The sequence below is a fragment of the Streptomyces sp. NBC_01707 genome (assembly GCF_041438805.1).
Classification (GTDB): Bacteria; Actinomycetota; Actinomycetes; order Streptomycetales; family Streptomycetaceae; genus Streptomyces.
Genome location: NZ_CP109190.1, coordinates 71,674 through 90,825, shown reverse-complemented (window position 1 = coordinate 90,825; position 19,152 = coordinate 71,674). Strand labels below are relative to the sequence as shown.

Genomic DNA, 19,152 nt, shown 5'->3' with positions numbered 1-19,152 from the left:
ACCGTTCATGCCCACGGCCTGCGGAACTGCCGCTACCGAGGCATGTGTCGGCGTACGGACTTATGTCCCCAGTCCCGTACCCTTCTTCGTCCCCAGCTGTCAGGCCACTTCGGTCTCGCGCTCGATGGCTTGGAGGCGGTTCTTGAGCCGGTAGCTGGGGCCGTTGATGGGGACGACTTCGCAGTGGTGCAGGAGCCGGTCGAGGATCGCGGTGGCGAGGACTTCGTCGCCGAAGACCTGGCCCCATTCGCTGAAGGTCTTGTTCGAGGTCAGGATGATCGACCCCTTTTCGTAGCGCTTGGAGATGACCTGGAAGACCAGGTTCGCCTCGGCGCGTTCGAGCGGCTGGTAGCCGACCTCATCGACCACGAGAACGCTCGGCCGCAGGTAGGAGCCGAGTTTGCTGGTCAGACGCCCTGCTGCCTCGGCGGCTTTGAGGTTGCGGACCATGTCATCGAGGCTGGTGAAGTAGATCGAATACCCGGCCCGGCAGGCCGCGACCGCCAGCGCGATCGCGATGTGGGTCTTGCCGACTCCGGGCGGCCCGAGCAGGGCTGCGTTGGCCTTGGCCTCGACGAAGGACAGGGTGGCAAGGTCTTTGACCTTGCGTGGGTCGAGATCCGGCTGGAACGAGAAGTCGTACTCATCCAGCGTCTTGTGGTGCGGCAGCCGAGAGAGCCGTAGGCCTTGGCGGAAACGGCGGTCGTCACGGACGGCCAGTTCCTCGGACAGGACCAGGTCGAGGAAGTCGAGGTAGCCGAGCTTGCCGTCGTCCGCGCGACGGGTGAACTCGTTGATGGTTTCCGCCAGATGGGGCAGGCCGAGCTTCGCGGCCGTGGTGCGGATCCGGTTGCCAGTCAGCTCGCTCAAGACGATTCCTTCGTGGCGCGGTGGGTGGTGAAGGGGCGGGTGCCGGTCAGCTCGTCATAGACCGACAACGGCCGGCGGCCGACCTCGACCTGGGTGGCGGCGGCCCGGTTCAGCAGGGCCTGCAAGGGTCCGGCTTCTTCGCCCAGGGGGCGGTGGTGGCGCGGCTGGACGGGGACGTCGCCGGTGGTCGTCCGGCGGCCCTTGCCAGTGGGCAGCCCGTCCCAGTGCGTTTCCTCGACCACGCGGACCCCGCGGCCGACCGCCCTCGGGTGCATGGCCAGCAGTGTTTCGCCGCCCGAGTCGGGGACCGTGGAATGCAGCATGACCTGCGACTTCGTGGCCCGGATCTCGACGAGCTGGCGGGGGCGGACCTTGCGGGCGGGCACCGAGTAGAGGTTGCCGCCGAACGCGATCAGGCAGTCCTTGCCGACCGGCCGCAGGTGCCGTTCGGCCACCAGATACGGGGCCGGCGGCAGCGTTTTGAGGGCTGCGTGGTCCCGGGCGGCACGATGCCCGATCACCTCGCGGTGGGTCTTGTGGATCTGAGCACGTCGCTGCGGCACCCAGGCCGTGAACGCGGCGTCCATCTCCTCGATCGACGAAAAGGACCGCCCGGAGAGAACATGGTCGCGGACGATCAGCACCTGACGCTCGACGCGCCCTTTACCGGTGGGCCGATAAGCGGCCAGCACGTCGATGTCGAAGTCGTAGTGCCCGGCGAATCCGACCGCTTCCGGATGCAGCGGCACCGCCTCGCCCGGGGCGACGTGCCGGCGCACGACCGTCTTGGTGCGGTCGTAGACGACCGTCATCGGCACCCCGCCGAAGTGCGCGAACGCCCGCCGGTGGCAGTCGAAGAAGGTCTCCAGATCCTGGCTCGTGGTGAAGCAGCAGAACGGGTCACGGGAGTACGACAGGGTCATGTGGAACGAATGGACCTTCCCGATGCCCATATGCGCGAGGATCTTGCCCTCGTCGCCCCAGTCCACCTGGGCCTGGGCGCCAGGGATCACCTCGAACCGGCGGTGCATTCCCGCCAGTTCCTTCGGCGTGATGCCGAGTTCCTCGGCGACCCTGGGCCGGGCTTCCTGAACGTAGAGCTTGACCCGCTGGTAGTTCCCAGTGAACCCGTACTCCGCGACCAACCGCTCATGGATGACCGCGGCCTTCATCAGGACTTCGGCCCGCAGCATCGCATCGACCAGCGGCGCGAACTCGTCGATCACCCTCGCTCGGGACCGTCCGTTCGGCGACCTCCGCGGCGGCGTCGCCGGCCCCGGCGACGAGAGGTACTTCCGCACTGTCTTACGGTCCAGGCCCGTCTCCCGGGCGATCTCCGACAGGCTCAACGCCCCGGACTCCAACAGCCCACGGAAACGCCGCAGTTCCAACCAGCGATGCGGGTCCAAGACCATCGTCAGCCACCCTCCACCGTCACACCGACAGCAGCAGAGTGCCGAGCGACAGGGTTCACCGCATCAACATCTGTCCCTTTTCATCCGTACGAAGCTGGGGACGTAAATGTGTACGCCGACACTGATCGAATTTCGTTCGACACTGCTACTAAACTCGGCCCACGTGACCCATGCTGACGCTGCTGACAAGACACGCTTCCTCGTCGTGCACGACTACGGCATGGGCGGTTTGTGGTGGTGGGTCCATGCGAGGTCGACCCGGGAAGTGGTCGAGACGTTCGCTGAGGTCGAAGTCATCAACCATTCGGACGCGGTCGAACGGGCTGAGAGCTGGGACCTGGACGAGGTCGACATCGACGCGCCCGCTATGCCCGGCGGCCTGTCCGGCCTGCGGGCCCAGCGCGACGCTCAGCGCAACCGTCTCGGCTTCGGCGCGCTGGCGGACCGGAGCGTCGTGCACCTGCGGCGCCGATGGGATGGTGAGGATGACGTTGACCCGGCGGTTTACCTGATGGAAGTTGGGCCTGACGGGCGCCGACTTCGCCAGGTGGAGCTGGGCGACAACGGGGCCGCTGTGCGGAGCACTCCGGACGATTGGCCGTTCAACCCGCCCGTCGTGGACATCTTCGACCCCGACCTTGTGGGCATGGAGATCAGCCGAGACGAGTTCGAGGCGGCATGGCTGTGCGCTCACCACGACGACGCCAGTCAGTAGTTGGGCACCTGCCCAGCCCTGAGGGCGACCCCGATACTCGCCCGCCATGCGCGGGACCCGCAGGGGCACGAGCTCTCTGTCGCGTCCTGAGGACCAGGAACAAGCGCAACCGACAATACGACGTGAGACACGCGGGCCATCTCGCCTCCCACCGGCAACATCAAATGAGATCGGTCCACAGTCCCGTCTCAACCCTGATTGCATAGGCCCAGCTCAGGGGACCGGCTATCGGCAAGATCAATTGAGACAGGACAGCCGCGAGCAGTAAACGGCGTTCGAACGCCGATCTACCCCGGCCACCCAAGTCGCCCCGCACTCGGGACACTCGGCCCGGCCGACACCGCTCAACTCAGCGGCCACCCGCTTGCGCAACCGGCGGTCACGGCGCCACTGCCTGGAACGACACGCCGCCGAGCCGAACACGGCAGCGGGCCGCGCGTCCGGCCTCAGCCGTTCACCACAACCGCCGCATACCCGTTTTCCGGCCTCCCCGGCGCCCTCGGACAGCCAGCCAGCCTAAGGCCCAAAGCTACCCAAAACCGGGGATTGAAAACAGTCACTCAGAGGTCGTTTTCATCTGCATTGCCTTGCTATAGGCCGATTCTGAAAGCGTGTGGTCGCGGTGATGGTGAGGTAGCAGGTGTGTTTCGGGACCTCTTGGACGGGCGGGGTGACGGGTGGGGCGGGATGTGTTTTGCGCCTGTCTCATCCCAGAAAGCCCGGCCTTCGTGGCCCGTATGCTTTCGTCGTCATTGCCGTGCGCCTGGGCGCACTCAGTCTGCGGCGGTACGCCGGAAGCATGCCGAAGCGACGTCCGTATCCGAGTGATCTGTCCGATGCCCTCTGGCAGTTGATTGAACCGGTACTTGCCGCTTGGCGTTTCGAGCGCCGTGGCAGGGCCCTGGACTTCGGGCGACCGCCCGAGCACGACCTGCGCGACATCATGGATGCGATCTTGTACGTCGACCGCACCGGGGTCCAGTGGCGCTACCTCCCGCACGACTTCCCGCACTGGAACACGGTCTACGGCTACTTCGCCAAATGGGCCGATGAGGGCGTGTTCGCCCAGCTCAACGGCCTGCTCCGGCAGCTCTTACGGGGGACGGAGGGACGGGACGGCGAGCCGTCGGCCTGCGTGATCGACGCGCAGAGCGTCAAGACCTCCACCAGCGTCCACGCCTCCAGTCAGGGCATCGATGCCGGTAAGAAGATCGTCGGCCGGAAGCGGAGCATCGTCACCGACACGCTCGGACTCTTGCTCGCCGTGCTGGTCACCGCGGCGAGCGTGCAGGACTCCATCGCCGGCACCCGACTCCTGGACCAAGTCGCCGCACAACACCCCGGCATCCGAAAGGCATGGGTCGACGGCGGCTACCGCCAGCACCTCGTCGAGCATGCCGCAACTCTCGGCATCGACATGGAAATCACCGCCCGCACCCCCGGGACCAGGGGATTCACCCCCATACCGAAGCGGTGGGCAGTCGAGCGAACCTACGGCTGGCTCATGCTCCACCGGCGCCTGGTCCGCGACTACGAAACTCTGCCCACCCGGTCCGAAGCAGTGGTCCACATCGCAATGACCGACCTCATGGCCCGCCGCCTCACCGGCGAGAACACAATCTCCTGGCGCGACCCGAAAAAGGCCGCCAAAAAGCCCATCTCGGGATGAAACATTGGACGAAAACGACCTCTCACGTACGGATCGTCTCTGCGAAGGAGCCCCACCATGCTCACCCCGCGTCCACGCCGCCGGATCGGCCGGCCCCGCCCCACCCCATCCCTGGGGTGCGTGATGGCGGCCGGCCACGACGTGGCCGACGTCGACCCGCATGCCGCAGCCGAGCCCGAGGCGACGACCCCGGTGTTCAAACGCCTGTGCGCACCGTCCGGGCCCGCCACGAAACGCCAGCTCAGGGCCATGGGCTTACGGCCCGGAGGTCAGGACCCGGTCGCCGAAGTTGAGACGCGCGGCCCGAAGAACGGGCTGCTGTACGAGATCGCGAAGCGCTACCGGTCCGCCCCATGACGCTCGCCAAGGAAGCCGCGCTCGACAAGGCCATGGCAGCCAGGGAGACGTGCGGCATCTGCCGCCGCCGCTACCACTTCGTTCTGCCTACCTCGATCGACAGCTGCCTGGAATGTCACGACGGGACCCCAGCCGACCCGCACAGTTACATCGCTCCCCCGGCCGCAGGCCACCAGCTGGCTGCCTGAGCTCCGAACAGCACGATGCCCGGAACAGCCGGCGCAACTTCCCGGCTGGACGGCTGTTCCGGGCTTTCCATCCCGTAGCGCTACGAGAGGAAGCCACCATTATGACCACGCTCGCGTTACCGAGGAAGACGCTCCACATCACGGCCATGGCCGTCCCGCTGCGAGGAGAGGGCTTCACCACAGTGCCCAGCGTCAACGGTCGCCGCGAAGGACGACCCGGTACCGCGGCACGCACCACCACCCGGCCATGACCACGCCCGGGCAGCCCGTGCTGCTCGACTGGCGCGACGGCCTCCACTACCGCCGTCCCGCACCGTGGGTGCTCTGCGGAAACCCGACCCCGCTGCGCTCCCACGCGGGGGAGGCCTCCCACAAGGTTTGTGCGGAGAACTGGAATCTGGCGCATCCCGGCGAGAGCCGGTTCGTCTCCGACACCAAACCGCGCCGCGCAAGGACGACGACGACCACGCTTGACAGACAAATGCCCGGGGTGGCCGTTCCGTCACCGGCGCCATACACCGGACGCCCACCCCGGCACCGCCCACCCTTCCACACCAGGGACAGGCACTCAGCTCACTTCAAAAGAGTCCCGCGCGGGACACTTTGAGCTGCCCCGGCCCTCTGGGACCGCTGGAAGCTGGGCTTCGCGGGCCTGCTTCGCTCCATCCGGTCTCGCTGATCACAGCTCGACACTGCTCATCAACAGGGCCGTGGCCTCCGCTTGTCGGAGGCCACGGCCCTGTTTTGCGTTTCAGGGCGCTGCGATCAGTTGGCTGTCGCTTCAGCTGACGTTCGCCCGGCGCTCGTCACGGTCCCGAAGGAGCATCTCCAAGACCTTGTCGCGTTCCTCCGCCGGCATCTTGAAAAGGAGCAGGCCCCCTGCCTCCACCCCGCTGTGGTACGGGAATTTCTTTCCCGCAGCCGGGCCCTCCAGGCCCGCACCGGCGTCCGCGTCCCGTTGCTCCGGAATGGCCTCCTCGGGCGCGTCCTGCCTGTCGGTGACGACTGGCGGTGGGCCCTGCGCGTCGACCGTTACCGTGTCGCTATTCTTCACGCCGTGAAAATCTGCGGCCTCAGCGACAGGTGTGTGCCGGGTTCGTGACCTACGCTGTGCCGCCTCAGCTCGCTCGTTCGCTTTGGTCTTCTGGGCTTCCGGCGCCAGCTTGCTCAGGTTGCGGACGTGTTCGGTCTTCCGCTCCCCGGTCATCAAGTCCTTCTGCAGCTCAGGGGACAGCTTCAGAAGCGACAGCTTGCTCGAGAGCGTTGAGGGAGACATGGACAGCCGCTTACATGCCTTCGTTTGTGAGCCCCCGTAGTAGTCGACCAGTTGCTTCAATGCATGGGCTTCCTCAAGGTCCGTCATGCCCTCGCGGTGGTAGTTCGCGATGAACGCGGACTCAAGGATCTTCTCGTCGGTGCTCAGTCGCGCGTCATCCACTCATACGGGGATGGTGGCCAGGCCGACCTGCCGAGCAGCTTCCAGGCGCCGGTGGCCGTCGATGACCACGTACTGGGAACCAGAAGCCAGATCGTCGGCCCGGTCGGGTCGGCTGCGGACGTACGTATCGACGGTGCCGACCACGATGGGCAGGATGACGTGGACTTCGCGCACCGATTCAACGGTGTTTTCCAAGTTGCGGAGATGATTGCGCGGGTTATCCGGGTTATCGCTGATCGCCGGGACCGGCAGGTCGGTTAGAGCCGACGTATCGGCTGGATCACCGCTGCGGATGGTTCGGTCGATGGCGTTCCGGCGGGCGCTGCCCCTGAACGAAGCACCCCGTCCCAGTTGGTCCTTCTTGCTCACTTACCGGCTCCCGCCACGATCAGCCGCATGACGTTAGCCTGCTTGCTCTCCGGGACGTAGGACAGCAATGGCCTCTTGAGCCGGACGCTCTCGCGCTGCTCCTTGAGGGCGTCCACCACAGCGATCACGCTCTGGTCCTCCACGTTGTGCCACTCCTCCAGCGACGACGTGGCGATGTAGCCGCGACGGCTGTCGAAGAGGTTCACCACGATGCCAAGCCGGTCGATCTCAAGATGCAGGTCAGCCTCCAGGTCACCGATTTGGTCGACAAGCATCTCGTACGCGTCGGCTGAGCTGTCCTCGGACTGCACAGGGATAAGCACGCCAGAGCGTCCAGGCTTCTCGTTGGGCCGCCTGCGCCCGTAATAGAGGCCGGCATCCATACTGAGACCGAGGCTTGGCGGAGAGTCGATGAGGATGACGTCGTAGTCGGCCTCAAGCGGGTGCAGGGCACGCTCTAGCGCTGAATCCTTCTGGAAACCCCGGGACTGAGCGGCCGTGAGCGCCAGTTTGGAGTCGAGCAGAAATCCCTTCCGGGTGCCCGGCAGGACGTGAAGCCGGCCTGCGAACCGGGGATTGTCGATGGTGACGACCAGATCGCTGATCTCCCCCTTGGGGTCTCCCGTCATGTGAGTGACCAGGCTGTCTTCCCCCACAGCGATGGGCGTGATGCCGAGCTGGTTACTCAGGTGGAGCTGCGGGTCGTAGTCGACCAGGAGGACTCGCTGACCGCCCGCCGTGTAATCGGCGACGACAGCCAGAAGCTGCTCACGAGTGCGGTTCAGTCGTTCAAGCTCGGTGTCGGTGAGGGTGCCCACGAAGTTGTGGAGGCATTTGACGCCGATACCCGCCGTCTCGGCGTGAGCCTCTGCGATCCCTGCAGAGATCGTGGTCTTGCCGACGCCACCCTTCTGATTGCACACGATGATCCGGCGCGGCGGGGCGGGAAGGCCGACCTGCTTCGGGGAGGGGTTGTCCTCCAGCCAGGCCCGGATACTTTGCGCGAGGCCCTGAATGTACGACAGATTGCGGTCGGTGCAGGTCGCTTTGAAGTCGTCGTACATGCCCGTAGGCAGCCAAGTGGAGAACGACTTCGCTCCTGCGGTGTCTACGTCGGGAACGGACGTGCCACCGCTGCACCAGCTGATGATGGCCGTGGTGGCGGCATCCTGAATGTCCAGGCCGAGCACTGCACAGGGGGAAGCTTGGACGCCACCTTTTCCCGGTCTCCGTCAGGGTATGGAGAGGCCATGGCGTCACCATACTCACTCTGGCGCGGGCGGCGACGTCCCGGTCTGTGTGAATTGACGCGGCTTCACCCGGTCGATGCGAGTGGGTGAAGCCGGTCCGGACCGTGGGTTGACGCACGAGATGGCGGCGTCATCATGGCCCGCGGCAGACTCGTCTGCTGGTGTCTGGTCGCTCATGGGGCGTGGTGAGCCGCGTCCCGTGGAGCACCGGAGCTCTGCCGGTCTGCACCTTCTGTCGTGGGGGCTTGCTGCCGCCGCTCACCAGGACTGCCGCGAGTCACGGTGGGAACGGATGGTGTCAATGGTCTGTGTCGGTGCCGCTGGCGCGGGCGATGCCGTCCAGCTCGGTGTTGATGGTTTCGCGTTCGGTCGCCCAGTTAGTGATCTTCTCGCGGAGCTTCGCCAGTTCGTCGGGGTCGTTGGCGAGTTCTGGGGTGACGACTGCGTAGCCGGGGCTGCCGTCGGGGCCGGGCATGTCCACGACCTGGTGGTCCATGCGGCCGGTCGTCACGATCGCCATCACGGTGAGGAACTCTTTCTGGATGGTGTCCGTGAAGTTCTCGCGGTTGCCGGCCTCCCAAAAGCCCTCTCGGCCGTCGGCGAGCAGGCGGGCCATCTCGCGCACGGCCTGGTGCAGGGTCTCGAACTCTTCCGCGGGCATCCGGGCCTTGACCGATTCAAGGTAGAGCGCGACCTTCGCGATCCGGTCCTGCGGCGTCTCATCTGCATGGTTGTCGTCGTTCATCTACACACCCTGGTCCGGCAGATCCCGCGCGTCCAGCCCCCCATGCTCTTGCCGTGCGACCTAAGCCAGTTGCCGCCATCGTGATGCCTCTGTAGGTCGCATCCTCGAGGAATCCGGCCAGGGGTGCGCTTTGCCGCCAATGATCGGCAACCGGACCACTCTCGTACCGGTCTCGCGCTACACAAGAGGACGGACGATGCTCTCTTGTACGGGGGGACTGGTCGGGTGCTGACGATCAACGTGGCGGTGCTGCTCGCTGTCATTGTCGTTCTGCGGCCGCGCCGTCGGACACAGGCCAGAAGCCGTCTGGACGAGAAGTTCACCGTGGTCATCGTGCTGGCGCTAGGGGTGTTGATTGCCCCGACAGACTTCGGTCAGGGAGCTCTGAGCGTCCTGACCCAGCTCGTGCAGGGCATTTCGCAGGCCGGCTGACACACCACGGCCGGTCGGCGGTGCGGCTGGCGAAGGTCGCCCGCCTACCAGTCGTTTGTGCCGTGGCTCTCGGGACGACGGTGTCCAGGCGCCGTCCCGGGAGCTTCAGGGCTGGCGCCATTCAGGGTGGGGCCTGGGCGCTGCTGGGATTCACTCTCGGCGCTGGGTGGGATGTCGGGGCGGTGACGCGCGAGCGGGCGGCGTGTACGTCACCTGGTTGGTCCGCGGCCGGCTCGTCTGCTGGTCGGTCATGGGGCGTGGTGAGTGGTGTCCGGTGCGGCACCGGAGCTCTGCCGGTCTGTGCCCTCACTATCGAGCTGATGGTCCGCTCGTCGCCATGACCGCTCGCGTTCCGGGCGCAGGATGATGCGTGACCGATGAGCGGCCGATGAGCCGGGCAAGCCTTGGTCGTGCCTTGCACTTTTCCCTACAGCCCGCCCTACAGTCGCCCCTACACTCTGGTCTACAGTGATCATTGACGCGGTGACTGGTTGCCGTGCAGGTCAATGACCGTTTCGTGGCTTGCCCGCCGCACCGACTCCCCTTTACCGACTGTTTGTTGTCGGTGAAGGGGACTTGGACAGACACGGTGGCGGGCCGGGGCCGGCGAGCAGTTGTGCTGTCCGCCGTGGGGCCGGGCGAGGGATGGGGGAGCGGATGGGTAGGGCGGAGTGGCCGTACAACTCGACGGCCAGGGCGCGGGGTCTGGTGTTGTTGGCGTTGGGTGTGGTGAAGGTCGCGACGGCGGAGCAGTTGCGGCAGTTGGTGCTGCCAGGCACGGCGGATCCGCAGACGGTGCGTAACGCGTGCAAGGACCTGCGGCACGCCGGGCTCATGGAGTCGGTCGGCCGGACGTCCAGTCCGGGGGCGAACGGGCGGCCGGTGCGGCGGGACTCGTGGAACCTGACGACGGCCGGGCTCGCGGCGGCCGCGTCGGAGCTGAGGCGGCCGCTACGGGAGATGGGCGGCACCGCGAGGGACGCGGCGAAGGCCGGCGCCGCGCACGCTCTGGCGGTGACGGACACGATCGACGCGTTCCGCCAGTCCCCGCCCCTGCCGACGAAACCCGTCGCCCGCCGCACCACCCGCCCCGCCCCAGATCGCGTGCTCCCGGTACGGCCGCGAGGGCTCGGGCACCTGCGGGGCTGGGAGACCGAAGTCGCCCTTCCGGTCACGGGCACGTTCACGACCCCCGCCAGAGGCAGCCTGCGTGCCGATGCGGTCCTGACGGCGCCGGAGGACCAGGTGCCGGTGTTGTTCGTGGAGGTCGACAACCACACCGAACCCGCCGCGGTCGTCGCCGCGAAGATCGAGCGCTACCGACGCTTCTTCGGCCGCCAGGTGAAGAGCGACCACGGGCGTGACGTCCCGTTGTGGTCGACGCTGTGGGACGACTCCGGCAGAGGCGGCTTCCCGCCCGTCGCCCTGGTCTTCACGAAGGACGTCGGCGCGCAGGCTCGGATGAACCGCATCAAGGCCGTCCGCGATCTGTCCCGCACGTGCTGGCAGCCCCGCTGGCAGAACCCACACGGCTGGTCGCCCAAGGATACGGAGGAAGACGGGTGGTGGGACCACGCCGGCACGGTCCCCGTCATCGCGACCCACCTCGACCAGCTACGCACCCACGGCCCCCACGGGCCGGTGTGGTGGCGCTTCGGTCACAGTGACTGGCAGCCGATCACCGAGGCTCTCACCAACACCGGCACCAAAGACGAGTACCACGCCCGCGAAGAACAGCGCAGCCAGGAGCGTGAAGCCAAGGAGGAGCGCCGCCGCCAGGAGCGGGAGGAGGAGCTGCGTCGTCGGGAGGCGGACAAGTGGGAGTGCCCGTCCTGCGGTGGCCTGGTCTACCCCGGCGATGCCTGGGGCGAGCCAGCGGCCACAGGCGGCCCGTGCACGGTTTGCCGCAAGATCACGGCCAGCCAGCAGCCGCCCACGACTGAACGGGCGGTCACGGCTGCGGAGTCCGCCGAGGTCAACGGGATCCTGGCCCGCCTGCGCCGCAGATAGCCGCCCCGGACCCGGTGATGCTCGCGCTGCTTCCGGGGATCGGCCCTTTCTTGCGGACTGACGCTGGAAGAACTGAAGGAGACGGGAGGTTGGTGAGGCTGTCATCGTTGCGGGAAGCGTGTTACAGCAGCCCTCCGAGCGGTAGGACCCGCTCGGCGAGCTGTCCGTGAAGCATTCCTTGGGCGGTGTCGGCTTCGGCGAGCCAGTCGGCGGCGACCAGCAGCCCGGCGTGCTCGGCGATTTTTTCGGGTGGCAGGGCGCAGAACGCGGCGATCTTGCCAAGGTGGAGTCCGCCGTCCTCGGCGTGTCCCAGGCGGCCGTCGGGGCGGGTGTGGGCGGCGGTGTAGAGGGCGAGGAGCCGGGTTGTGGCGTCCAGTTTTTTCTTGCGGATCTTCCGGTCGCCCACGACCTTTTGGGCCCAGCCGGAGATTCTGGCGCGGCTGGTCTTGCCGAAGGTGAACGGGCGGGGCTGTGCGGGCTGCAGTGTGGGGATGGTGAATGCGGTGGGGTCCTCGGGGCGCGAGGCGAGGGTTTCGGTGACGGTGCCGGGCAGGTGTAGCCAGTCGGCTGCGATCAGCCGTTCCAGTACCTGCTCGGCGTCGCCTGGCAGCCAGCCGGTGAGGTCTTGTCCGATGATGTTTCCGGCGCCGGCGCGCGCGGCCCGCAGGGTGAGCAGGAGCACCACGAGGCGCACTTCGGCGTCGGGATGGGGTGCGTTGGCCTGGACGTAGTCCAGCACGGTGCGGGCGTGCGCGGCCTGGCTGCGGGTCAGCAGCCGTTCCACCACCGGCTCGTTCGCACTGACTGGCCTACCGCGGTTGGCGTGCATGTCGCGGGTGGTCTGCGCGGCAATCTCGGCGCGGTTGGCCTCGTGGTGCAGGGATCCGTCGCCGGTGACGTCGGCCCACAAGGCGAACGCGCGGGCCTTGCGCTCGTGGAGTTGGGCGAGGAGGGCGAGGTCGGGTTCAGTACGTCGTTGATAGGCGCGGAACGCGTCGCCGAGTTCGATGAGTTCCAGGCGTAGCACGTCGGGCCGAAGGTCATGCGGCACGGTCCGCTGCGCGATTTTCCCCCACCGCTTCGCCTGCCCGGGCGTTGTTGCCGGTGAGGTGGCGCGGGCGCGGGGCACCGGAGCGGGCCCGGTGGCCGCGCGAGAAGGAGCGTCGGCCACGGGGGGCATGGGGGAGGGGCCGTGGTCGGAGAACACCGCCGCCGCCTCACTCCTGGCGGTGCTGCCTGCGGGCTTGCGCTCTGCCCCTGGCTTCTGCGCCGCTTCCTGGCCCGCCTCGGCCGGGGCCGGGGTAGGGCGGGCGGGTGGTGGGGCGGTGTCCAGGACGCGGCATTCGGGGGTGGCGGCCGCGCAGCGTGCGCACGTCTCCGCGATCCGCCACAGCCGCCCAGCCCGGTCCGCGTATACCGCCAGGACCACTGGGCCCCCGCACCGCACCGCTCCCGCCCACGGCTGCGCACCGGTCCGCCTTTTGGGGAGGGTGTCGGGGTCGGGGGTGTGCCACGCGCAGTCGGCGGCGCGGCAGCCGCACCATGCTCCGGGGCGCGGCCCGCCGCCTGCGCCGATGTGGGCCAGGTGCGTGTTGACGTGTGCGACCGCTGCCTTGCGCCCCGCAGTGGCGTTGGGCAAGCGCTGGTCGGCGCAGGCCGGGCGGGAGCAGGAGAGCCGGACCGTGCCGGCGGAGGGACGGCCGTACGGATCCAGGCGCACCACCCACACCCGCCCCACGATGTGTTCCTCCTGCGTGCCGGCCTCCACTGCCATGTGCGTACTCCCAGCGTTGCTTGATCCGTTGCCCGGGCGATCCCCATCATCGGGGATACCGGCCGATCAGCCCCCGAGGACCGACCGTTTCGCCCACGACGGAGACCTCGGCAACCAGCGCGTTGAGGAGCATCGGCGCGTCGATTACGTACCTGTGGAACTGCTACAGGACTTGATTGAGGAAGAGTCGAATTCCGCGCAGGACGAAGTAGCCCGCGCCCGTCACTTCACGGAGGAGCCGCCGAGACCAACGGGATCCTGGCCCGCCTGCGCCGCACGTAGCTGTCGTCGGCGTACTGGGTGAGGACGGTGTCGGCATTTTCCTGCTCGGATGGGTAGGTCGAGGTGGGTTCGGGAGCGGTCTGTCCAGTTTTCCGCGGGCTGTGAGCATCTCGTCGACCAGGTGCCGTGCGGCTGTCGTGTCAGTGGGGTGCCGCTGCGCGTCAGCGAGCGCCCGTTCCGGAGCATTGGCCGTCTCTGTTACAGGCGGAGGACGACGAGGGCGGTGTCGTCGGTGGCACCGGCGGGTGGGGTCAGATCGGCCAGGAGGGCGTCGGCGAGGGTTTCGGGGTCGGCTCCCTGGTGGCGGGTGAGGGCGTCGGCAAGCCGGGTCAGGCCGGTATCGATGTCTTCGTGGCGGCGTTCGATCAGTCCGTCGGTGTACAGGACGAGGGTGGCGCCTTCGGTGAACGTGGTCTCGGCCTGGGGGCGGGGGGCGAGTTCGGGGCGGGCGCCGAGTGGGGGGTCGGTGGCCTGGTCGAGGAAGTCCACGGTGCCGTCGGGGTGCAGCAGGGCCGGTGGGAGGTGGCCCGCGCTGCTGTAGGCGATGGTGCGGTTGTGGCCGTCGATGACGGCCAGGATGGCTGTGGTCGATTCCGCGCCGTCGACGGATCGGGCGTACAGGCCGAGGGCTTCCAGGGCTTGGGCGGGGCCGTCGGCAACGCGACAAGCGGCGCTGAGGGCGCTGCGGAGCTGGCCCATGACGCAGGCGGCGGTCAGGCCGCAGCCGACGACGTCGCCGACGGCTACCGCGATGCGGTCGCCAGGCAGGTCGACGAGGTCGTACCAGTCCCCGCACACGTTCAGTCCCCCGACCGCGGGGCGGTAGCGCACTGCTGCGCGGTGATGTCTTACAGCGGTGGTGGGCAGCATCGCCTCTTGCAGGCGAAGGGCGACTTCGCGTTCGTGGGAGTGGGCCGCGCGCAGCCGTTCGTTGACCTCCTGCAGTTCCCCGGCGCGGGTGTACAGCTCGGCTTCCAGTACCGTCGGCCGCTCACCGCTGCCTCGGCCGCTGAGGGTGTAGACCAGATCGGTGATGTCCTTCTCCCGGTGCAGCAGCAGCGCCACCCGCCCGTCCGGGCCGAAGACGGGGACGTTGACCGGACTCCAGTGCCGCTCCTGCCACACCCCGGGCCGGTCCGGGTACTCCACGTCGTAGCGGTGCAGCGTCATAACGTCGCGCTCCCCGGTGGCAGCCACCCACCGCAGCGAGTCCCGCAGCTTGCGCATGCCGGTCACGGCGGGATCCTCGGGGTCGTCGGGGAAGGCATCAGACAGGTGGCGGCCTACCACCTGCTCACGGGTGCGCCCCATGCTGTTCAGGAACGCCTCATTGACGTCGGCATACACCAGGTCCGTGGTGAACAGGGCCACCGCGCTCGGCAGCGCCTGGAATACCGCCTCGTAGTCGATCCCGGATGTGTTCATGATGCCCCTGCCCACGACGCCATGCGGATCATGTGCCTTCACGATAGGCACCACAGGTGCTCCGGGCAGGTCGCCGTCACCAGTACCCGGGGCCGACGCAGCCAGCCTCCGAGGGCGCGGACGGACAGGGGGCGCGAGAAGCACGAGGGAGACGCGCCCGCCCGAGTGCCCTGCCGGGCCCTGGCTGGTCGGGTGGTTCCCTGTGGGGGAGTCTTGTTGCTGTGGAGGGTGCGCTGGTGGTTGTGCACCGGCTGTCAGCGTCTGGCGGCCGGCTTGTGATGCTGCGCCGCCATGGCCGCGAGAGGATCCTTGGTCTGGCGCACTCCGACCACGACCTCATCGTGTTCGTGGAGGCCGCCGGAGTAGCCGATCCGGAAAGCGTCCTGGACGATCCACGCCGACTGGAATGGCGAGGCGATTGCGCGCACCAGTGGGATGCGGAATAGCTGCCCCGCGGCCACCACGGTAGGCGTCTGTGGCCACACATCTGGTCTGCTTATCAGGCTGCCCAGTCGTATCCGAGGGCGGCAAGGGCTGCGAGCTCATCGCGACCCACCTCGACCAGCTGCGTACCCACGGCCCGCACGGACCCGTGTGGTGGCGGTTCGGGCACAGCGACTGGCAGCCGATCACTGACGCGCTGGCGAACACCGGCACCAAGGACGAGTACCACGCACGGTGGGAACAGCGCCGCCAGGAGGAGGAAGCGGCCCGTGCCGTGGAGGACCAGCGGCGGCGCGAAGAACTGGCCCGGTGGGAAGCGACTTGGGAGTGTCCGTCCTGCGAGAGCGATGTCGAGCCGGGCACTGTGGGCCCGGACGGGTACCGCCCCATCGAGGGCGGTCTGTGCCCGGCCTGCGAGCACATCCGCCGCGAAGCCGAACGCGAGCACCAGGTTGCCGAGGAAGCCGCACGCAACAACGGCGTTCTTGCCCGGCTCCGCGCCCGCACCGTTGACCGGTAGACGCCGACCAAGCCCAGGGGGGCCCTGGGCAAGCTCATCGTGCGGGAGGCTTGCCCAGCCCCGGAGGCCGACGGCCAGGGCGCTGCGCCGGCCCGTTGCCGAAGCATGGTCCGCGGCGGGATCCTGGAAAGGGACGTCGAGGCGTCCTAACCGTGATCGGGAGGCGCTGTCATGCCGAACCGGCGGCCCCGTGGATATCAGCCGCGGTGGAAGCCCCGCGCCCGCACGTGCGAGCTGCTGACGGCTGTGGACCGGGTTCTGGAGCGCTACGCCGCTCAGCTGCCGCTCACGATCCGGCAGGTCTGGTACTCGCTGATCTCCGACGGGGTGCTGGTCAAGGAAGAGCGCACCTACAAGCAGACGGTGGAGGCCCGCCGCTCTGGCCGTATACCGTGGGAGACCCTGCGCGATGACACCGGGATCCGCGCTGAACCCGTCGCATACGAGGGGCCCGACGGCTTTAGGGCCGGGCTGCGTCGGGCGGCGCTGGACTACCGGCTGGACCGGCAGGCCGGCCAGCCGGTGCGGCTTGAGATCGTCTGCGAGACAGCCGGGATGGTTCCCCAGCTTGGCGCGGTCGCCGACTGTACGGCGTGCCGGTGTATTCGGGCAGCGGCTTCAACGGGCTGCCGGCGAAGCGGGGAGCAGCGCTGCGTGCGGCTGCTGACCGGCATCGCGCGGTGAGGGTTTTCGTCGTCTCCGACTGGGACCAGAGCGGGGTCCACCTGTTCTCCGCGCTGGCCGAGGATGTCACCGCGTTCGCTGCCGTGGACGCCCCGGGAACGGAGGTCGTCTTCGAGCGCCTGGCGGTGACCGAGCAGCAGATCGCCCACTACCAGCTGCCTACCGCGCCGCCGAAGGCAAGTGATCACCGCTCGTTCAGCGGCACCTCCACCACCCAGGCCGAGGCCCTGCCGCCCGACGTCCTCGCCGCCGTGCTGAAAGCCGCGATCACCTCCCACCGAGACATCCGCGCCCTGGCGGCACTCCTTGAGCGCGAGGAAGAAGAGCGCCGCCGTCTCCTTGAGAGCCTCGGATACGGCCCTGACGCCGACTGAGCCGATGCGCCGCATCACGGACGCTCCCGGGTAAAGACCGCCTGATGTGCCGGTTCGCCGCGGGGCGCCGAGCCGATGCGCGATGATCACCACTGCGGACCGAAGCGGCGAAGGAGACGAAATCGTGGACAAGGGCAAGCGGATCACCGGCACGGCGCGCGAGACGCTCGCGGGCGATCTGAAGAAGGAGTACGAGGGCGGCGCGTCCATCCGCGCGATCGCCGACGCGCACGGGCGTTCGTACGGGTTCGTCCACCGGATGCTCAGCGAGGCCGGCGTCACTCTGCGCGGGCGCGGCGGAGCCACCCGCAACAAGCCCAGCTCCTGACGGCCCCAGGAGAGCGAACCTGCTGGTCACCGCGCCTGCGGGCGCGTCATGATGACAGGCGTAAGCCGTACGAGGAGAGGACCGCACCCATGCCCCTGCCCGCCCTGTCCGCCGAGACCCGTGCAGAAAATCTCCGGAAGGCGGTCGCGGTCCGCCGCGAACGCAGTGAACTGCTCGACGCGCTCAAGCACGGCCGCCTCTCCCTGCGAGAGGTGCTGGAGCGCGACGACCAAACCGTCGGGAAGATGTTCGCCAAGCGCCTGCTGGAAGGACTGCCCAACATTGGCAAGATCCGCGCCGACCAGCTCATGGCTGAGCTCGGCATCTCCGACCGTCGGCGCGTCCGGGGCCTCGGCGCCCGCCAGCGCGCCAAGCTCCTGGAGCTCTTCCCGCACCAGCGCTGACCGGAGCGTCGCTGCCGAACAAGCGGGCCCCGGCGGTGGGATCACCGCGCCGATCCGGACTCCCGGGTTGCATGGATCGGTCACGCCGCTGACGTGCGGTTTGGCCGATGGCTGCGATCGGATCGGTCACACGGCCGGTCACCGGTCACGGCCGCAGACATATGACCGGTCACGAGTGCCGGGCAGCCCAAGAGGGCCCTGGGCAAGCTCACCGTGCGGCAGGCTTGCCCAGCCCCGGCGGCCAGGACGCGACGTTAGCGACGACGGTGTCCTACGTTCCCGCTCGTCGACTGGTCTGCCGCCGACCGGCTTGCCGGCGCCTCGGTTTCTTCGCTGAGCCGTTCGACGAGGATCATCGCCACATCGTCTGCCAAGCGGCCCCCGGTGTGGTGGAGCAATTGCCGGTGCAGGCGTTCCAGGATCTCCTGGGGGGTGGTGGCATGCATGCCTTCCATGGCTTCCGTCAGGGGAAAGAAGCTGTTGTCCCGGTTGCGGGCTTCGATCACGCCGTCGGTGTAGAGCAGAAGACGGTCACCCGGCAGAAACGGATAGCTTTCGGCTTTGACGGGAGCACCCGTGACGAGGTCTTCCAGGCCGAAGGGCGGCAGCGGGCAGTTGGGCTCCAGGGCACGGACCCTGCCCTGGTGCAGGACCAGCGGTGGCGGATGGCCGCGGTTGACCAGCCGCACCACGGGTTCGTCCGGCAGCACCTGGGCCATGAGCGCGGTGGTGAATCCCTCCATCAGGGCTTCCTGGTCGAATGCACCCGGCACGGCGGCCTCCCGCTGCAGTGCAGCCGCGCAGTGGTTCATCACCTCCACCGGGTCCTCCTCGTAGTGCACGGCCTCCCGGAAGGCGCCCAGCGCCACCGCGACCGCGCGCATGGCATTCAGCCCCTTGCCGCGTACGTCTCCCACGATCATCCGGACGCCGTGCCGGGTCTGAACGGCCTCGTACAGATCACCGCCGACCTGTGCTCCGGTCTCAGCCGCCAGACACAGGCTCGCCGCCCGCACCGGCCCTAGCTGCGCAGGGACAGGCCGCAGGATGACCTCCTGCGCCGCCACCGCGATCCGGCGGACCTGATCCAGCTCGATCCTCCTGCGCGAGGCGATGGCCCTGCTGGTCATGACACTGGCCACGGACACCACCAAAATGGCCAGGAAGTTGGTGTAGACCTGCTGGCTGCTCCATGCGTGGTTGTACGTAGCGGTGGTCACGCTGACAGCCAGTGCGAGGACGGCCGCCGAGAGGGTGCCCTTGGGGCCCATCGTCACCGCGGCCAGCGCCGGCGTCGCAGTCAGCACAGGGCCGGTGTACAGAAAGTGCCCCGGCGACAGCTCAATCCCCAAAACGAGCAGAGCGAGCGCAAAGGGCACACACCGCGCGAGCGTGAAGAGAACCCCGCCATAGCCGTCCGCTCCTGGCCGAGGCGATGAGCGGAAGAGTGACCGCATGC

20 protein-coding genes and 1 pseudogene are annotated in these 19,152 nt (G+C 68.0%); 11 read left to right on the top strand and 10 right to left on the bottom strand.

Annotated features, from left to right (window positions below; all coding sequences use genetic code 11):
- Positions 1-99: 99 nt before the first annotated feature.
- Both istB and istA read right to left on the bottom strand, forming a co-directional pair.
- On the bottom strand, positions 100-870 hold the full coding sequence (gene istB, locus OG963_RS00420; protein WP_327425382.1) for an IS21-like element helper ATPase IstB: 771 nt from the start codon (positions 868-870) through the stop codon (positions 100-102).
- A complete protein-coding gene (istA, locus tag OG963_RS00415) occupies positions 867-2,285 on the bottom strand; it encodes an IS21 family transposase (protein WP_327425381.1) in 1,419 nt (472 codons plus the stop codon). Before istA ends, istB begins: the two co-directional genes overlap by 4 nt.
- A gap of 163 nt (positions 2,286-2,448) precedes the next feature.
- Here istA and OG963_RS00410 point away from each other — a divergent pair, with 163 nt between their 5' ends.
- From OG963_RS00410 to OG963_RS00395, 4 genes are all read left to right on the top strand, one after another.
- The gene (locus OG963_RS00410; RefSeq protein WP_371798143.1) at positions 2,449-3,000 is read left to right on the top strand and encodes a hypothetical protein; all 552 of its coding nucleotides are present in this window, start codon (positions 2,449-2,451) and stop codon (positions 2,998-3,000) included.
- 799 nt (positions 3,001-3,799) lie between these two features.
- The gene (locus OG963_RS00405) at positions 3,800-4,669 is read left to right on the top strand and encodes an IS5 family transposase (protein WP_327425380.1); all 870 of its coding nucleotides are present in this window, start codon (positions 3,800-3,802) and stop codon (positions 4,667-4,669) included.
- Between the two features lie 57 nt (positions 4,670-4,726).
- Positions 4,727-5,026: a hypothetical protein gene (locus OG963_RS00400; RefSeq protein WP_327425379.1), complete on the top strand. Its 300-nt coding sequence runs from the start codon at positions 4,727-4,729 to the stop codon at positions 5,024-5,026.
- The gene (locus OG963_RS00395) at positions 5,023-5,214 is read left to right on the top strand and encodes a hypothetical protein (protein ID WP_327425378.1); all 192 of its coding nucleotides are present in this window, start codon (positions 5,023-5,025) and stop codon (positions 5,212-5,214) included. The genes OG963_RS00400 and OG963_RS00395 overlap by 4 nt, the downstream gene beginning before the upstream one ends.
- 781 nt (positions 5,215-5,995) lie before the next feature.
- On the opposite strand, the gene OG963_RS00390 is transcribed toward OG963_RS00395, so the two are convergent.
- From OG963_RS00390 to OG963_RS00375, 4 genes and pseudogenes are all read right to left on the bottom strand, one after another.
- Entirely contained in the window at positions 5,996-6,652 is a 657-nt protein-coding gene (locus OG963_RS00390) for a helix-turn-helix domain-containing protein (RefSeq protein WP_327425377.1), read from the bottom strand.
- Complete coding sequence (locus tag OG963_RS00385; RefSeq protein ID WP_327425376.1) at positions 6,653-7,021, bottom strand: ParB N-terminal domain-containing protein; 369 nt, start codon at positions 7,019-7,021, stop codon at positions 6,653-6,655. It lies immediately after the preceding gene.
- A pseudogene (locus OG963_RS00380) lies at positions 7,018-8,273 on the bottom strand (ParA family protein). The gene OG963_RS00385 and the pseudogene OG963_RS00380 overlap by 4 nt, the downstream one beginning before the upstream one ends.
- Before the next feature lie 296 nt (positions 8,274-8,569).
- Positions 8,570-9,016 (bottom strand): hypothetical protein, encoded by a 447-nt coding sequence (locus OG963_RS00375; RefSeq protein ID WP_327425375.1) that lies wholly within the window; start codon positions 9,014-9,016, stop codon positions 8,570-8,572.
- 225 nt (positions 9,017-9,241) lie between these two features.
- Here OG963_RS00375 and OG963_RS00370 point away from each other — a divergent pair, with 225 nt between their 5' ends.
- Both OG963_RS00370 and OG963_RS00365 read left to right on the top strand, forming a co-directional pair.
- Positions 9,242-9,448: a hypothetical protein gene (locus OG963_RS00370; protein WP_327425374.1), complete on the top strand. Its 207-nt coding sequence runs from the start codon at positions 9,242-9,244 to the stop codon at positions 9,446-9,448.
- 657 nt (positions 9,449-10,105) lie between these two features.
- Complete coding sequence (locus OG963_RS00365; protein WP_327425373.1) at positions 10,106-11,458, top strand: replication-relaxation family protein; 1,353 nt, start codon at positions 10,106-10,108, stop codon at positions 11,456-11,458.
- Positions 11,459-11,579: 121 nt separating this feature from the next.
- Here OG963_RS00365 and OG963_RS00360 read toward each other — a convergent pair whose 3' ends face one another.
- From OG963_RS00360 to OG963_RS00350, 3 genes are all read right to left on the bottom strand, one after another.
- The gene (locus OG963_RS00360) at positions 11,580-13,232 is read right to left on the bottom strand and encodes a hypothetical protein (protein ID WP_327425372.1); all 1,653 of its coding nucleotides are present in this window, start codon (positions 13,230-13,232) and stop codon (positions 11,580-11,582) included.
- Positions 13,233-13,712: 480 nt separating this feature from the next.
- Positions 13,713-14,939 (bottom strand): SpoIIE family protein phosphatase, encoded by a 1,227-nt coding sequence (locus tag OG963_RS00355; protein WP_327425371.1) that lies wholly within the window; start codon positions 14,937-14,939, stop codon positions 13,713-13,715.
- 254 nt (positions 14,940-15,193) lie between these two features.
- Complete coding sequence (locus OG963_RS00350; RefSeq protein ID WP_327425370.1) at positions 15,194-15,367, bottom strand: hypothetical protein; 174 nt, start codon at positions 15,365-15,367, stop codon at positions 15,194-15,196.
- Positions 15,368-15,414: 47 nt separating this feature from the next.
- Between OG963_RS00350 and OG963_RS00345 the strand changes: the two genes are divergently transcribed.
- From OG963_RS00345 to mihF, 5 genes are all read left to right on the top strand, one after another.
- Positions 15,415-15,903, top strand: a complete 489-nt coding sequence (locus tag OG963_RS00345; protein WP_327425369.1) for a hypothetical protein — start codon at positions 15,415-15,417, stop codon at positions 15,901-15,903.
- Between the two features lie 171 nt (positions 15,904-16,074).
- Entirely contained in the window at positions 16,075-16,587 is a 513-nt protein-coding gene (locus OG963_RS00340) for a hypothetical protein (RefSeq protein ID WP_331740953.1), read from the top strand.
- On the top strand, positions 16,584-16,961 hold the full coding sequence (locus OG963_RS00335; RefSeq protein WP_327425367.1) for a hypothetical protein: 378 nt from the start codon (positions 16,584-16,586) through the stop codon (positions 16,959-16,961). Before OG963_RS00340 ends, OG963_RS00335 begins: the two co-directional genes overlap by 4 nt.
- Before the next feature lie 82 nt (positions 16,962-17,043).
- Positions 17,044-17,289, top strand: a complete 246-nt coding sequence (locus tag OG963_RS00330) for a helix-turn-helix domain-containing protein (protein WP_327425366.1) — start codon at positions 17,044-17,046, stop codon at positions 17,287-17,289.
- An 89-nt stretch (positions 17,290-17,378) separates the two neighbouring features.
- Complete coding sequence (gene mihF, locus OG963_RS00325; protein ID WP_327425365.1) at positions 17,379-17,693, top strand: integration host factor, actinobacterial type; 315 nt, start codon at positions 17,379-17,381, stop codon at positions 17,691-17,693.
- Between the two features lie 254 nt (positions 17,694-17,947).
- Here mihF and OG963_RS00320 read toward each other — a convergent pair whose 3' ends face one another.
- Positions 17,948-19,000, bottom strand: coding sequence for a PP2C family protein-serine/threonine phosphatase (locus tag OG963_RS00320; protein ID WP_327425364.1), 1,053 nt, complete (start codon positions 18,998-19,000; stop codon positions 17,948-17,950).
- Positions 19,001-19,152: the final 152 nt, after the last annotated feature.

Bases quoted from the DNA above. Each gene is read 5' to 3' on its own strand.
- OG963_RS00375 (WP_327425375.1), bottom strand. From the start codon at position 9,016: ATGAACGACGACAACCATGCAGATGAGACGCCGCAGGACCGGATCGCG.
- OG963_RS00365 (WP_327425373.1), top strand. From the start codon at position 10,106: ATGGGTAGGGCGGAGTGGCCGTACAACTCGACGGCCAGGGCGCGGGGT.
- istA (WP_327425381.1), bottom strand. From the start codon at position 2,285: ATGGTCTTGGACCCGCATCGCTGGTTGGAACTGCGGCGTTTCCGTGGG.
- OG963_RS00395 (WP_327425378.1), top strand. From the start codon at position 5,023: ATGACGCTCGCCAAGGAAGCCGCGCTCGACAAGGCCATGGCAGCCAGG.
- OG963_RS00355 (WP_327425371.1), bottom strand. From the start codon at position 14,939: ATGAACACATCCGGGATCGACTACGAGGCGGTATTCCAGGCGCTGCCG.
- OG963_RS00360 (WP_327425372.1), bottom strand. From the start codon at position 13,232: ATGGCAGTGGAGGCCGGCACGCAGGAGGAACACATCGTGGGGCGGGTG.
- mihF (WP_327425365.1), top strand. From the start codon at position 17,379: ATGCCCCTGCCCGCCCTGTCCGCCGAGACCCGTGCAGAAAATCTCCGG.
- OG963_RS00330 (WP_327425366.1), top strand. From the start codon at position 17,044: ATGATCACCACTGCGGACCGAAGCGGCGAAGGAGACGAAATCGTGGAC.
- OG963_RS00405 (WP_327425380.1), top strand. From the start codon at position 3,800: ATGCCGAAGCGACGTCCGTATCCGAGTGATCTGTCCGATGCCCTCTGG.
- OG963_RS00400 (WP_327425379.1), top strand. From the start codon at position 4,727: ATGCTCACCCCGCGTCCACGCCGCCGGATCGGCCGGCCCCGCCCCACC.
- OG963_RS00340 (WP_331740953.1), top strand. From the start codon at position 16,075: ATGCCGAACCGGCGGCCCCGTGGATATCAGCCGCGGTGGAAGCCCCGC.